The sequence below is a fragment of the Neorhizobium alkalisoli genome (genome assembly GCF_007829835.1).
GTDB lineage: Bacteria > Pseudomonadota > Alphaproteobacteria > Rhizobiales > Rhizobiaceae > Neorhizobium.
Window position 1 is genome coordinate 112415 of record NZ_VIWP01000012.1, and the last position, 14472, is coordinate 126886.

At 60.2% G+C, this 14472-nt stretch carries 13 protein-coding genes; 5 read left to right on the forward strand and 8 right to left on the reverse strand.

Annotation, left to right across the window (positions count from 1 at the left end; translation table 11 throughout):
* Nucleotides 1–170: 170 nt before the first annotated feature.
* The 6 genes from FHW37_RS28790 to FHW37_RS28815 all read right to left on the reverse strand — a co-directional run bounded on the left by FHW37_RS28790 (nt 171) and on the right by FHW37_RS28815 (nt 5774).
* Nucleotides 171–1682 carry an aldehyde dehydrogenase (NADP(+)) gene (locus FHW37_RS28790; RefSeq protein ID WP_145642726.1) on the reverse strand — a complete coding sequence of 504 codons (1512 nt, stop codon included), beginning with the start codon at nt 1680–1682 and terminating at the stop codon, nt 171–173.
* A gap of 90 nt (nt 1683–1772) precedes the next feature.
* Nucleotides 1773–2774 carry an AraD1 family protein gene (araD1, locus tag FHW37_RS28795; protein WP_145642728.1) on the reverse strand — a complete coding sequence of 334 codons (1002 nt, stop codon included), beginning with the start codon at nt 2772–2774 and terminating at the stop codon, nt 1773–1775.
* Between the two features lie 85 nt (nt 2775–2859).
* Nucleotides 2860–3651, reverse strand: coding sequence for a transporter substrate-binding domain-containing protein (locus FHW37_RS28800; RefSeq protein ID WP_145642730.1), 792 nt, complete (start codon nt 3649–3651; stop codon nt 2860–2862).
* Nucleotides 3652–3685: 34 nt separating this feature from the next.
* On the reverse strand, nt 3686–4414 hold the full coding sequence (locus tag FHW37_RS28805) for an amino acid ABC transporter ATP-binding protein (RefSeq protein WP_145642732.1): 729 nt from the start codon (nt 4412–4414) through the stop codon (nt 3686–3688).
* 13 nt (nt 4415–4427) lie between these two features.
* A complete protein-coding gene (locus FHW37_RS28810; RefSeq protein ID WP_145642734.1) occupies nt 4428–5075 on the reverse strand; it encodes an amino acid ABC transporter permease in 648 nt (215 codons plus the stop codon).
* Between the two features lie 15 nt (nt 5076–5090).
* Complete coding sequence (locus FHW37_RS28815) at nt 5091–5774, reverse strand: amino acid ABC transporter permease (protein WP_145642736.1); 684 nt, start codon at nt 5772–5774, stop codon at nt 5091–5093.
* Between the two features lie 119 nt (nt 5775–5893).
* Between FHW37_RS28815 and FHW37_RS28820 the strand changes: the two genes are divergently transcribed.
* A complete protein-coding gene (locus FHW37_RS28820) occupies nt 5894–7426 on the forward strand; it encodes a UxaA family hydrolase (RefSeq protein WP_145642738.1) in 1533 nt (510 codons plus the stop codon).
* 18 nt (nt 7427–7444) lie between these two features.
* Here FHW37_RS28820 and FHW37_RS28825 read toward each other — a convergent pair whose 3' ends face one another.
* Nucleotides 7445–8416, reverse strand: a complete 972-nt coding sequence (locus FHW37_RS28825; RefSeq protein ID WP_186458456.1) for a GntR family transcriptional regulator — start codon at nt 8414–8416, stop codon at nt 7445–7447.
* Between the two features lie 516 nt (nt 8417–8932).
* Complete coding sequence (locus FHW37_RS28830) at nt 8933–9979, reverse strand: LysR family transcriptional regulator (RefSeq protein ID WP_186458457.1); 1047 nt, start codon at nt 9977–9979, stop codon at nt 8933–8935.
* Here FHW37_RS28830 and FHW37_RS28835 point away from each other — a divergent pair.
* From FHW37_RS28835 to FHW37_RS28850, 4 genes are all read left to right on the forward strand, one after another.
* A complete protein-coding gene (locus FHW37_RS28835) occupies nt 9978–10958 on the forward strand; it encodes a Bug family tripartite tricarboxylate transporter substrate binding protein (RefSeq protein WP_186458458.1) in 981 nt (326 codons plus the stop codon). The genes FHW37_RS28830 and FHW37_RS28835 overlap by 2 nt on opposite strands.
* A gap of 73 nt (nt 10959–11031) precedes the next feature.
* A complete protein-coding gene (locus FHW37_RS28840; RefSeq protein ID WP_145642746.1) occupies nt 11032–11520 on the forward strand; it encodes a tripartite tricarboxylate transporter TctB family protein in 489 nt (162 codons plus the stop codon).
* A 2-nt stretch (nt 11521–11522) separates the two neighbouring features.
* Nucleotides 11523–13025, forward strand: coding sequence for a tripartite tricarboxylate transporter permease (locus tag FHW37_RS28845; protein ID WP_145642748.1), 1503 nt, complete (start codon nt 11523–11525; stop codon nt 13023–13025).
* A gap of 59 nt (nt 13026–13084) precedes the next feature.
* Nucleotides 13085–14443 (forward strand): MmgE/PrpD family protein, encoded by a 1359-nt coding sequence (locus FHW37_RS28850; protein ID WP_145642750.1) that lies wholly within the window; start codon nt 13085–13087, stop codon nt 14441–14443.
* Nucleotides 14444–14472: the final 29 nt, after the last annotated feature.

Genomic DNA, 14472 nt, shown 5'->3' on the forward strand with positions numbered 1-14472 from the left:
TTGGCGTCTGCAACCACGCGTCGTTGCTGTGAGCAACTAACGATATGTGCGGTGCCGGAGCGAAGGCTTAATCGGTGAACCCCTCTATAAATCGCCTTATTGATTAGGCCTTCGCCGTGTCGACGGTTCGATTCCATTCAGGACCAAATGCATCACTTTTTCGCCACTGCTCAAGGCAGCATCCATTCGGGGGCATTTTGATAGCATACCGGACGAAGGAATCTCCGGATCGACATTGTCCCGACACTCGTGGCACCGAAATTCGTCGATGCCGGATAGGGGCCGCCATGCACCATTGCATCGCAAACCTCGACGCCTGTCGGAAAACCGTTGACGAGCAATCTACCCGCCTTGTGCTCGAGAATGCGGGCAAGCGATGTCGCCAGATCGCGGTCGGCCTCTTCGATATGCACGGTTGCTGTCAGCTGCCCTGAAAAATTCCGCGCGACGGACAGCATTGCGTCCTCCGATGGAAGCCGCACGACCAGCGCTGTCGGGCCAAAAACCTCTTCATGCAGGTGGTGAGTGGCAAGGAAGGTTTCGGCATCCGTCTCGAAAAGCGCCGGCGCGCTGTTTCGGCCGCTTGCACCACTGTTGAGCAAGGTGCGGACACCTGGTGTCGCGGCCATCTGTGCGGTTCCCCGCGACCAAGCGGTGGCAATGCCGTCGGTCAGCATGGTTTGCGGTGCGATCGCTTCCAGGGCCGCGTGGGCTGCCGCAATGAAGCGATCGGCGGCGGGGCCGTCGATCAGGAAGGCAATCCCCGGATTGGTGCAGAACTGGCCGGCGCCCATGCTGAGCGAGCCGGCCCAGCCGGCGCCCAGCCCTTCCGCACGACCGTCAAGCGCAGACGGCAATACGAACATCGGATTGACACTGCCGAGTTCGCCGAAAAAGGGAATAGGCTCGGGCCGTGCGGCGCAGAGATCAAACAAGGCGCGTCCGCCGAAAAGTCCGCCGGTAAAGCCGACGGCCTTGATCGCCGGATGCGTCACGAGTGCCTCGCCAACCACGCGGCTGCCTGCCTGGATCAGGCTGAAGACACCGTCGGGCATGCCGGCGGATTTCTGGGCGGCAAGGATGGCCTCGGCGACGATCTCGGATGTGCCGGGATGGGCGGAATGGCCCTTGACCACGACCGGGCATCCGGCCGCAAGCGCCGCTGCCGTGTCGCCGCCCGCCGTCGAAAAGGCGAGTGGAAAATTCGAGGCGCCGAACACGGCGACGGGGCCGATCGGCCGCTGGATCAGCCGCAATTCAGGGCGGGGCAGGGGCGAGCGCTCGGGCTGCGCCGCGTCGATCCGTTCGTCAAGATGGGTACGGCCAAGAATATGGCGCGCAAAAAGCCGCAACTGTCCCGTCGTTCGCGCCCGTTCGCCGTCAAGGCGGCCCGGCGGAAGACCTGTCTCGCGGCTGCCGATCCAGGTGATTGCCGCGGCGCGGCTTTCGATCTCGTCGGCAATGGCATTCAGGAATGCGGCGCGGCTCTCGATCGATGTCGAGGCATAGGCATCGAAGGCCGCCGCGGCCGCCCGGCACGCATCATCGACCAGCGCCGCATTGCCGGCCGAAAATTCGAAAGCCGGTCCCTCCGCCGGTGACGAGGAAAAATGGTCTGGCGTGTCGACCCAGGCCCCAGCGATCAGGTGGCGGCCGTGCGGTCGAAATTGAGCGTCGGTCATCTCTTTGGCTTTCGCAGATTGTCTTTGAAAATGGTCATGGGGAAATGATCCGGCCCGCAGGGGGCCGGACGATCGGATGGGTGTTGCCGATCAGAGATCGCGGACGGCGAGATCGCCGAACGCTTCCGGCTGGTCGACGGCGACGGCATTGCGCAGCGGCTCGCCGAAGCCCGGCGCCTCGATCTCGAAAACGTCGCCCGGTTCGACGCGGATACCGTCCCCGAAGGACAGTGTCGCAGTGCCGAACATATGGACATGCACATCGCCCGGCCTGCGGAACAGGCGGTATTTGAAGTGATGATATTCCAGATTGGCAAAGCTGTGGGACATGTTCTCCTCGCCCGAAAGGAAGGGCTTTTCCCAAAGCACCTTGCCATCGCGCAGGATACGGCTCGTGCCACGAATATCGGCGGGCGGCGCGCCGACGCGGATTTCCGGACCGATCGAGGCCGGGCGCAGCTTGGAATGGGCCAGATACAGATAATTCTGCCGCTCGGTGACATGGTCGGAAAATTCGTTCGACACGGCAAAGCCGAGGCGGAAGGCCTGGCCCTTGTCATCGATGACGTAGATGCCGGCCATTTCCGGCTCCTCGCCATGGTCGAGCGCAAAGGCGGGCGAGGTCAACGCCTTGCCCGGTGCGGCCAGGGAGTGGCCATTGCCCTTGTAGAACCATTCCGGCTGCACGCCGACCTTGCCGGCTTCGGGCTTGCCGCCTTCGATGCCCATACGGAACATCTTCATCGTATCGGTCGCGCCGACCTCGACCTTCTTGACTTCCGCATGCATGCCGTCGCGCGTCGCTGCCGATCCGAGATGGGTGAGGCCCGTGCCGGTCAGATGCAGATGCGCCGGATCCGCATGGGTGATCGGCGCCAGATACCGGCCGTCGCGGGCAAGCGTCGCAGGATCGTGTTCTGCGCCGAACCCGTGCGCGGCGATGACGTCGGCAATACGGCGGCCGCTGTTTGCGGCTTCCAGGGCAAGTGCATGGACACTTTTCGCGCCAAGCACTTCGCGGGCCGGTTCGCCCTCTTCACGGGCAAGGACGATGATGGCGCCGTCGGCGCCCGAGATCTGGGACAACAACATGGATTCTGATCTTTCGTGATGGCAATGACCCGGATGCGGCACGCCTGGGAGTTGCGCCGCCGCATCCGGGAGGAGGTATCTCTTCTTACTTGCCGCGATATTCGGCAGGCAGCTCAATGCCGAAATGCTTCTTGTAGATCGTGTTCAGTTCGCCCGAGGCGATCTTGCTCTTGATCCACTGGTCGAGCCAGGCCTTCAGCTCGGCTTCGTTCTTGCGGATACCGATCGCATAGGGGGCCGAGCTCATCACGAACTTGATCTCGAGGTCGCGGGACGGGTTGGCGCGGTTGACCTGGGCGACGACGGAAGCAGCGGCCGCGATCAGGTCCTGCTGGCCGGTGGCGACGGCCGTATTGGTGGTCGCGTCATCCTCGTAACGGACGATGTTGACGCCGCCGACTTCCTTCGCACCCTTGGTCAGGGCCTGGTCGGAGGTCGTGCCGCGGGTCACGGCGATCGTCTTGCCAGCCAGCGAAGCGAAATCCGGAAGGGCTTGCGACTTCGGAGCACCGACGACGGTCGGCACGACGCCATAGGGATCGGAATAATCGATGACCTTCTTCCGTTCATCGGTGATCGAGAAGGAGGCCATGACGACGTCGGCCTTGTTGGTCAAAAGGAAGGGCACGCGGTTGGGGCCACTGACCGGGACGATTTCAAGCTTCACGCCGAGATCCTTGGCAAGTTCGTTTGCTGCTTCCACGTCGGATCCGGCCGGCTTGCCGGCCTCGTCGAGCTGGCCATAGGGCGGTGCGCCGAGATCGATCGCGACGCGGATCGTTCCGGCCTTCTTGATGTCGGCAAGGGAATCGGCATGCGCCATGGTGGCGACCAGGCTGGTTGCGGCGAGAAGCGTTGCAGCGATGAAGCGTTTCATTCTTATCCTCCGTGGAATGAATTTGATCAGGGATTTAAAGGCCGTTGCCGATGAAGTTGCGCAGCTCGGGCGTTTGCGGTGCGTCCAGCATCCTGCCGTCGCCGGTTTCCCAGACGACGCCCTGATGCATGAACACGATCTGGTTGGCGACGCGCTTGGCGAAGGCCATTTCATGCGTGACGAGGATCATCGTCATGCCGCCCTTGGCGAGCGCTTCGATGGTCTTCAGCACTTCGCCGGTCAGTTCCGGATCGAGTGCCGACGTCACTTCGTCGAACAACATGAGCTCAGGCTCCATGGCGAGCGAGCGCGCGATGGCGACGCGCTGCTGCTGGCCGCCGGAAAGCTGCTCGGGATAGGACGCCGCCTTTTCGGACAGACCGACCTGCGCCAGGACCCGCTGCGCGACCTCGCGCGCCTGAGCCTTGGACAGGCCGCGCGTCAGGCGCGGCGAGAGCGTGATGTTTTCCTCGACCGTCTTATGGGGGAAGAGGTTGTAGGACTGGAAGACGATGCCGACATCCTTGCGTAGCTCGCGAAGCTTGACGCCGGCCTCGTGCAGTTTTCGCCCGCAGACATTCAGTTCGCCGCCCTGGATGCTTTCAAGTCCGTTGACGCAGCGCAGCGCCGTCGACTTGCCGGAACCGGAGCGGCCGATCAGCGCCACGACACTGCCTTTCGGCACCGAGAGCGAGACGCCCTTCAGGACTTCGAGTGCGCCATAGGATTTACGAACATTGTGAAACTCGACGATATTGGTCATGTCAGGCATCCTGTCAGGCGCGCTTCAGCTTGCGTTCAAGCCGGCGGGAAAAATGCGACAGCGGGAAGCAGATCGCGAAATAGAGGACCGCGGCGACGGTAAACACCACGAAGGGCTTGAACGTCGAATTGTTGATCAGGCGGGCGGTATAGGTCAGTTCGGCAAAGCCGATGACGACCGCGTAGGAGGTGTTTTTGACGATCTGCACCAGGAAGCCGATGGTCGGCGGAATGGAGATCTTCACGGCCTGCGGCAGGATGACATGCACCATGCGCTGCAGCCGGGTCAGCGCCAGGCATTCGGCCGCTTCCCATTGCGCCTTTGGCACAGACTGCAGCGAGCCGCGCCAGATCTCGGCCAGATAGGCGCTGGCATAGGCGGTCATCGCCATGCCGGCCGCCACCAGCGCCGGCACGTTGAAGCCGGCGACGGATATGCCGAAATAACAGAGAAACATCAGGATCGGCAGCGGAATGCCCTGGATGAGGGCAATATAGAGGCCGAGGCTGCGGCGCAGGGCTTTCGACTGCGAGATGCGACCGATGGCGATCGGCAGGCCAACGATCGTGCCGCCGACAAAGCCCATTAGCGACAGGCCGATGGTCCAGAGCATGCCCTGAAGCATGAGAATGTAATGTGCGATTGTAACGGAGCTGCCCATGATGTCCTCCGGCACTCAGAGCGGGGTGCCGAGACGGCGGCGACGGGTGAAGGCGAGCTGCGCTATACCCTCCATCGCAAACCGCATCAGGACCGAAAGCAGGAGATAGATGACGGCGACCACGATGTAGATCTCGAAACCGCGGAAGGTGATCGACTGGATACCGTAGGCGGCGCCGGTCAGTTCCTCGACGGAGATCTGCGACATGATCGAGCTTGCCAGCATCATCAGCACGGACTGGCTGATCAGGGCGGGATAGACACGCTCAACCGCTTGGGGCAATTCCACATGGAAAAGCACCTGCCGGCGACTGAGCGCAAGACAGTCCGCTGCCTCGAACTGGCCTTTCGGAATGGATTCCATTCCGGCGCGGATGATCTCGGCCGTGTAGGCGGACACGTTGATCACCAGCGTGACGATGGCCGCATAAAAGGCCGGCATGCGCAGGCCCATGGCGGCGAGGCCGAAGAACAGCCAGAACGCCTGGACAACCAGCGGTGTATTGCGGATCGCTTCCACGTAAATATTGGCTAAAGTCGACACGGTACGACTTCCGTGGACTTTGGCAACGGCGAGGCCGGCGCCGGCAACGAAACCTAGGATGATGGAAGCGCCTGACAGCAGCACGGTTTCAAGGGCGCCCCAGGCCAGATCTGGCCAGAAATCCCAAATGAAACTGAAATCGAACTCATAACCCAATGCAGCTTTCCTCCAAATGCTGCTCCGCCGGCTCTCCATGCCTGCGGATGGCCGCATGATCGGCCTTGACGTGGAACTGCTAACGTATATTGCATGCAATAGGCATTAATGAGGGCGTTATGTCGTTAGTCGAAAATCCGACAATCCTGCTCAATCCGGCCGACAGCGTTGGTGTTGCGCGGCGCACGATCAAGGCAGGCGAGCAGACAGGTCTGGCCGATGTCGTGGCCGCCGAAACCATTCCGCGCGGGCACAAGGTCGCCCTGCGGGCGATTGCCGAGGGCGAGGAAGTGCGCAAGTTCGGCCAGGTCATCGGGATCGCCAGCCGCGACATCGCCGCTGGCCAGCATATTCACCTGCAGAACCTCTCGATGGTCGAGAGCCATCACGACCATCAGTTCTGCGTCGAGAACCAGGATCCTGGGTTGGTGCCCGAAAACGAGCGGCTCACCTTCATGGGTTATGACCGCGGTCTCGGCGGCGTCGGCACGCGCAACTATATCGGGATCATCTCGACGGTGAACTGTTCCGCCACGGTGTCGCGCTACATCGCCGAGCATTTCAACCGGCTCGGCGGTCTTGACGGTTTCGACAATGTCGATGGCGTCGTTGCGCTGACCCATGGCGGCGGCTGCGCCATCAATACCAAGGGCGAGGGCTACGAATACCTGACGCGCGTCATCAAGGGATATGCCACGCATCCGAATTTCGGCGGCATCCTGATGATCGGCCTCGGTTGCGAGACGAACCAGATCCGACCAATCCTCGAACATTACAAGTTGGAAGAGGGCAATCGCTTCCGCACCATGACGATCCAGCAGTTGGGCGGCACGCGCAAGACGATCGACGCCGCCTGCGACATGATTCGGGAAATGTTGCCGGAGGTGAATGCGGCACAGCGTACGCCGCAGCCGCTGTCGAAGCTGAAGATCGCGCTGGAATGCGGTGGTTCGGACGGGTATTCCGGCATCACCGCCAATCCGGCCCTTGGGGTCGCCTCCGACATGCTCGTGCGCCAGGGTGCGACGACCGTGCTGTCCGAGACGCCGGAAATCTACGGCGCCGAACATCTCTTGACCCGCCGCGCCAGGACGCCGGCCGTCGCGGAAAAGCTGTTGCAGCGGATCGAATGGTGGCGCGACTACACGTCCCGCAACAATGCCGAGCTCAACAACAATCCGTCGCATGGCAACAAGGAAGGCGGCCTGACGACGATCCTGGAAAAATCGCTTGGCGCCGTTGCCAAGGGCGGTTCCATGCCGCTCAACGCCGTCTATGAATATGCCGAGCCTGTCACCGAACAGGGTTTCGTCTTCATGGACACGCCCGGCTATGATCCGGTCGCCGTGACCGGCCAGGTGGCCGGCGGCTGCAATATCGTCTGCTTCACCACCGGACGCGGTTCCGTCTCGGGCTGGAAGCCTTCGCCGACGATCAAGATCGCCACCAATTCCGTCATGTACGAGCACATGCAGGAAGACATGGACGTCAATTGCGGTGATATCGCGCGTGGTACCGATACGATCGATGCCGCCGGCAAGCGGATCTTCGACCTGATCGTCGCCGTCGCCTCCGGCGAGAAGACGCTGTCGGAGCATTTCGATTATGGCGATAACGAATTCGTTCCGTGGCAGGTCGGTGCTGTGACCTGACCGTGCTGTCCGGAACGTTCAGCCGGTGATCGGTTGAAAGAAGGGCTGCGGCGTCGCGACATAGCGGCGCCGCATCACCGCGGCCCGCTCGTCGACCTTGATCGCCGAAGCATGGATATGGCCGCGCAGGGCAAGTTCCGCGCCCGTATCGTCGCCGTTCAGCATCCGCCGGAAAATGCGCAGATGCTCGTTCATGAACGGTTCGTATTCCGGCATGTCGATGCGGATGCCCATGATCTGCTTGCTCAGCGTCAGCAAGCAATGGGTGCGGCGCAGAACCTTCACGAAGGTCGTGTTCGGCGAATATTCCAGGCAACGGACATGCAGGTCGAGTTCGAGCTCATAGAGTTCGCCCGCGGTCACCGCCGGATAGCGCCGCAGTGCCGTTTCGTGCCGCTCGATCATGCTTTCGAGCGTGGCGCGCGGCACATGCGGCACCGCCTGCCGCAGGGTGACCGGCTCCAGAAGATCGCGCAACTGGTAGAGTTCGGCAATTCGAGCCTTGTCCAGCGGCACGACCATCCAGCGGAAGCTTGCATCCTTTTCCACGAGGCCGAGCGGTTCGAGATGGATCAGCGCATCCCGCGCCGTGCTGCGGCTGACATTGTAGTAGCGGGCGAGCTCCACTTCGTTGATGCGCATAGAACCGAAAAAGGCCTGGTAGACGACCTTTGCTTCCAGATCCTCTGCAAAAGTCTGCCAGGAAAAGGCGACATGGTCTTGTGGCAGCGCGATTGCGCCGATCACCTGGCCCAGCAGGTCACGATCGGGTAGCGTATTGACCGGTCCGACGATGAGACCGCGCCCATCGAATCTATGCGCAAGGCCATCGGTTTCGATGAAGGCAAGAGCCTGCCTTACCGGAGCACGACTGACGCTCATCCGCTCTGCGATAGGACCTTCCAGAAGGACCGTCCCAGTCGGGATGGATTGATCCTCAATACCCTGCCGCAAAGCGTCATGAATAAGTTTATAAAGACTCTGCTTCACCCTGGCACCGTTTTCGAGACTACCGACCCGTACAAAAGACTGACTGACACCGTTATAAATAAATCTAAAGCCACTCAAATGGATCGTTCGCCGATTTCAGCAGATTTCTAAGGCTATCCGTTCAGGTCGGGACAAACGATTTGGGCCTCAAGGCCAACACCGCGGCACCGTCACTTTGTCTCGATGCTGAGCTGTTTCCTGGAGGAGGGTTACTTACCCCATAAAACGGGCTCTGCGGGAGTAATACGCGCCTTGCGCAGAGATATATGCCGGGACGGCATGCTGATGCGGTGACAAAACGGATATGACGAAGCTCATGTGCTCTTTCAGATGATGGGTGCCTGCATCGTGGATTGGCAAGACGGTGATGCCCTGAGCTTGGAAAAACGCGAGAACGTCTATCAATAATTCGCGCCCTGCGAACGCCGCTCATGGCCGAACATGCATTGGAAAAACGTATTGATAAGGTTGTGCCTTCCCGGCAACGCAGGTGTGGAGCGGCCCTCTTCTGCCCGATCACCCGTCCAGCCAGACCTTTCTCAGGGACTGATAGAAGGCCTGTGCTGCGGGTGTCAGAGCACCGTTGCGTTTCCTGAGGATGCCCACGCCACGAAAGAGTGTCGGGCTGACGATCGGTCTGAAGACGATATTGGGATTATGGTTCATCAGCATGAGCAGCGTCGAGACGACGCTGATGCCGAGACCCGCTTCCACGAGTGAAAGCGACGAACTGAGGTGCTGAACCTCGTAAACACCCTTTCGCGGTGACCGGTTGTTCTGCAGATGCAGATCGATGAGGAAGCGATTGCCATTTTTGCTGCCGGCAACGATCAACGGGTAGGGGCCAAGGTCCGACCAGGTAACCTGTGCCTTTTCGGCAAGGGGATGATCCGGTTGGCAGGCCATAACATAAGGGTCATCCATCAGGATGTCGAAATCGATGCCTTCGCCGAGATTGCGGCCAAAGGCGAGCCCGATATCGGCGTCACCAGAAAGCACGCTCGTCAAAACGACATTGGCGGGTTCATCAACGATCTTGACCCGCATGCGCGGGTATTTCTGCGCGAAATGCACCAGCGTTTTCGGCAGGAAGAATTGTGCAGCAGTGGGCACCGCGGCGACAGTGATCTGGCCAGCCATTTTCTCTGCCATGCTGGAAATCGACAGAAGCGAACCGTCCAGATCCTCCAGGAGCGCCTGAGCCTTTGGAAGAAATTCACGGCCGACCGCCGTGAGTCTGACATTGCGCGTATCTCGCTCGAAAAGCTGCACGCCGAGTGTTTGTTCCAGTTTCTGAATGCGGCGGGTCAGTGTCGGTTGGGATATGGCAAGGGACTCCGCGGCATGGTGAAACGTGCCGCTATGGGCAAGGACGACAAAACTGCGGAGATCAGGAAAAGATATGTTCATGGGGGAAAATTGATGCGCAATCTGCATCAATTTTGCAAATAAATTCATTTCTCCCGTGCCTGGTGCACGGGCATAGTCGGTGCCGGCCCCGTGGAGGAACATGAGCGGGCTTTCTGTAGAAGAACACCATCTCATCAGCGGGAGGAACACCATGATGCTTCTGAAGAAGGGCATGTCTGCCCTGTTTGCCCTATGCGCCACCTTCGGCGTGGCTCATGCCGAGGACTGGAAACCTCGCCATGTTGTCAATGTCATCGTCCATACCGGACCGGGTGCCGGCGCCGACGCATTCGCGCGCGCCGTCATCAATGTCATCGAGCAGGAAAAGCTCAGCACCGCGCGCTTCGTGGTCGTCAACAAGACCGGTGGCGGTAGCACCAATGCCATCAATTATCTCGCCAGCAAGGAAGGCGATGACAACACGCTTGGAGTCTATGCCAGCAATTGGACCACGGATTACCTGGTGCAGAAGGATGCAACCACGTCGCTGCAGTCGCTCACGCCGATCGCCAACATGATCTTTGAACCGGCCTTGATCATGGTTCGCGCCGATTCCAAGTTCAAGTCGCTGAAGGATTTCATCGACGCTGCCAAGGCCGAGCCGAACAAGTTGAAGCAGGCGGGTGGCACGCCGCTCGGTCGCGATGCGATGCTACGCCATATCCTGGTTGCCAGCACGGGTGCACAATGGCCACTTGTTTCCTTCCCGAGTGGAGGCGAACGTCTTTCGGCAATCCTCGGCGGTCATGTCGATACGTTGGTGATGGACGGTTCCGAGGTCGGCGACTTCCTAAGTTCCGGCAAACTCAGGGCGCTCGCCCAGGTGTCGGATGAGAAGGTTCCGACTTTCCCGGCGGACGTACCGACTGTCCGCGAGGCCGGTTATGACATCCGCATACCGTTGCAGCCACGCGGGATTGTCGCGCCACCGAAAATGTCCCCGGAAGCTGCCGACTATTACCGTAAACTCTTCGCCAAGGCGGTAGAGACACCCGCCTGGAAGAAGTATGTCGAGGATACGCGTGTCCAGACCAATTTCATCGCCGGCGATGACCTGGCCTCATTCTTCGGCACGGTTGCCGACAATACGAGAGCAGCGCTGAAGTCCGCGGATATCCCGGTTCTGCGTTAGTCAAAAGGTAAAGCTCCGCGCCATTTCGGTGGCGGAGCTTTACCGGGCGAAATCAATCTCGATCGGAAACGTCATGCCAAGTCAAAACATGTCGCCTGGAGATGTGATCTCCGGCGGGCTGTTGTCCCTGCTCAGCATCTATATCATTTCCATGTCTCTCTCGTGGACCATCGTCAGCGATGCGGGGCCAGGGCCCGGCTTTTTCCCGCTTCTCTACTCGCTGGTAATGCTCCCAGTTGCGTTGCTTCTCTTGCTTCGTGGGATGCGCAGGCCTGCGCCACTCTCGCCGGTGGCGGATGACGACGATGTAGAAGAAAAGGGAAGCGGGGTGCCGATGGCGCTCGCCACCTGGTTGGCGCTGGCGATCAGCGTTCCGCTGATGTCGGCTTTTGGATTTCTTTGCGGCTTCCTTGCGCTTTGCCTGTTCATGACCAAGGTCGTTTTCGGCCGACCGCTCCTCGGCAGCGCCGTTGCATCCGTCTGCATTACCGTGGGCATCTATGTCGTGTTTCAGTTGCTGCTGGAAATCGATTTGCCTGCCGGCATATTTGGGGGGCGATGAACATGGATGTCATCTATGGCCTCGCGCACGGCTTCAGCGTAGCCCTTCTTCCGGCAAACCTTCTCTGGTGTTTTGTCGGTTGTTTTCTCGGCACGATCATCGGCATCATTCCCGGGCTTGGGCCAGCGGCGACAATCGCGATCCTTCTGCCGGTCACCTACAACATGGACCCGACCGGCGGCATCATCATGCTGTGCGGTATCTATTATGGTGCCAAATACGGCGGTTCGACCACGTCGATCCTCCTGAAGATGCCAGGGGAGGCCTCTTCGGTTATTTCCTGCCTGGACGGTTATGAAATGGCGCGCAAGGGCCGTCCCGGCCAGGCGCTTGGAATCGCCGCGATCTCGTCCTTCGTGGCGGGTACCGTCGGCGTCATACTTCTGAGCTTCCTGGCCCCGCCGATCGCAGAATTCGCGCTGTCCTTCAGCTCACCGGAATATTTTGCGCTGATGCTGATGGGGCTTGCGCTCGTCGTGCTGCTGGCCGGCGACGATATCCTGAAGACCATCCTCTCCCTGCTGCTCGGCCTGTGGCTTGCCAGCATCGGCACCGATCTCTTCACCGCCCAACCGCGTTTCACCTTCGGACAGACATCCCTGCTCGACGGCATCGATTTCATGTCGCTTGCAATCGGTGTCTTTGCGATCTCCGAGATCCTGATGAGTATCTCGGCGCGCGAAAAGGTGCGGCTGGTTACCATTCCCAAGGGACTGCGCAACCTGCTGCCCAGCCGCGAAGAATTGCGGGCCTGCCGTTTTGCGTTCTTCAACGGATCGATCACCGGTTTTATTATCGGCGTTCTGCCGGGCGCGGGCTCGACCATTTCCTCCTTCGTCTCCTACGGGATTGAAAAGGCGGTCTCGCGGCATCCAGAAAAATTCGGCACCGGCGTGCCGGAGGGGCTCGCCGCGCCGGAAGGCGCCAACAACGCCGATACAGGCGGCGCGCTTCTGCCGGTACTGACGCTCGGCATTCCGGGCGGGTCTTCGACGGCGATCCTGATGTCCGCTCTCGTCCTGTGGGGGGTGCGGCCGGGGCCGCTTCTGATGACAGAGCAGCCGGATATCTTCTGGGGTCTGGTCGCCAGCATGTATGTCGGCAATATTGTGCTTCTCATCATGAACCTGCCGCTTGTCGGCCTGTTCACCCAGATCCTGCGCATTCCGCTCTACGTGCTTTTCCCGATCATTATCGGCGTGTCGATCGCCGGCGCCTACAGTACGTCGGGAAGCATGTTCGATATCGGCCTGCTTATCGCTTTCGGTTTGCTTGGCTACGGCATGCAGCAACTGCGTTTCCCGGCGGGTCCACTTATCCTCGGCTTCGTCCTCGGCGACGCCATGGAACGGGCGCTCAGGCAGTCGCTCACCATGTCCAACGGTGATCCGCTGATCCTAGTCGACCGACCGATCTCGGCCATCCTCCTGGCACTTGCGGCACTCATCCTCGTCTCGCCGCTGCTCGGACGGTTGCGCAGGAGAAATACGGTTCAAGCATCATGATCTGATGCCCAACCCGCTACAAATTATTGTTCATCGCCTTAAGGCATTCGGAGTACCTGATGTCATCACTCAGCAGACAACTTGCGCAATTTTCCCGCGATCTCCGTTATGAAGACATTCCCGGCGACATCGTCGCTGCAGCGCGCAACGCGATCCTTGATACCATCGGCGTCATGGTCTTTGGCTCCAGCCTTCCCTGGAGCCGTATCGTCATCGAATACGCGACGCTGTATGGCGGTATCGGTGCAAGTACGATCATCGGGACGGAATTCAAGGTCAGTACGCCGCTTGCAGCCCTTGCCAACGGGACGCTTGCCCATGCGTTCGAAATGGACAATCTACGTCAACCGAGTGCCGGCGTTCATCACGGGTCAACAATCGTGCCGGCGCTTCTGGCTATGGCGGAGGAACGGCGGTCCAGCGGCAAAGATCTGATCACGGCGTTCGTGGCGGCCTCGGAGGTCATGTCGCGCATCGGGCTTGCCGCCGACAACTCCGCCGAAAAGATCGGTTTTCATTCGCCGGGACTGACCGGCCCGTTCGGTTCGGCGCTTGCTGCGGGGCGTCTGCTCGGGCTTAACATCGATCAGTTGACGAATGCGTTCGGCATATCCGGATCCCTGTGTTCGGGTCTGCTTGCCTTTTCCAAGGCCGGCAATGGCGGCATGGTCAAGCGCCTCCATACCGGCCGCGCGTCGGAAGGCGGGGTTCTTGCCGCACGCCTAGCCGCGGGTGGGTTCCAGGGGCCGGAGGTTGTCCTTGAAGGCAAGTTCGGTTTCTTCGACGCCTTTACCCGCGATCCGAAGATGGAGGCCCTGCTTGCCGGTTTGGGCACAGTCTGGGAGACAGCGCGCATCTGCACCAAACGTTATCCCTGCCACATTACAGCCCAGACGCCTGTGCGGGCACTTGACGAGTTGAAGACCGTACATGGTTTCGGCGGTGACGATATCGCGGAGATCGATGTGGCAAGCAGCGAAAAGGTGCTGAGCCATCACAACATCACAAAGGCAAATGACATTACCACGGTGCAGTACAGCTTGCCTTTCTGCCTTGGGATCGCGGCTTATCGCGACCCCAATGATCCTAACTCCTTTCTCGATAGCCCGCACAAGGATGCGGGCATCGTCCAGTTGGCGCAGCGAGTGAAGGTTTCGCTCAACGAGGAAAGCCTGAAGCCGGGTTCTGCCTGGGCTACCCAGCTGCGGGTCGTGCTCAAGGACGGACGCGAATTCTCAAATGAACGCCGTGATTTCCGTGGTGCACCAAGCGACCCGATGTCGGATGCCGAATATGACGAAAAATTCCTGACGATGACTGCCACTCTTGGCGATCGGGCGAAGAACCTGCTGGGGCTGTTGCGACAAGTGGAAAATATCGCCGATATGCAGGCTCTCGAATTCGCGGCGCGCGCATGAAACACTAGAAGCGCTCCCGCCATCGTTCC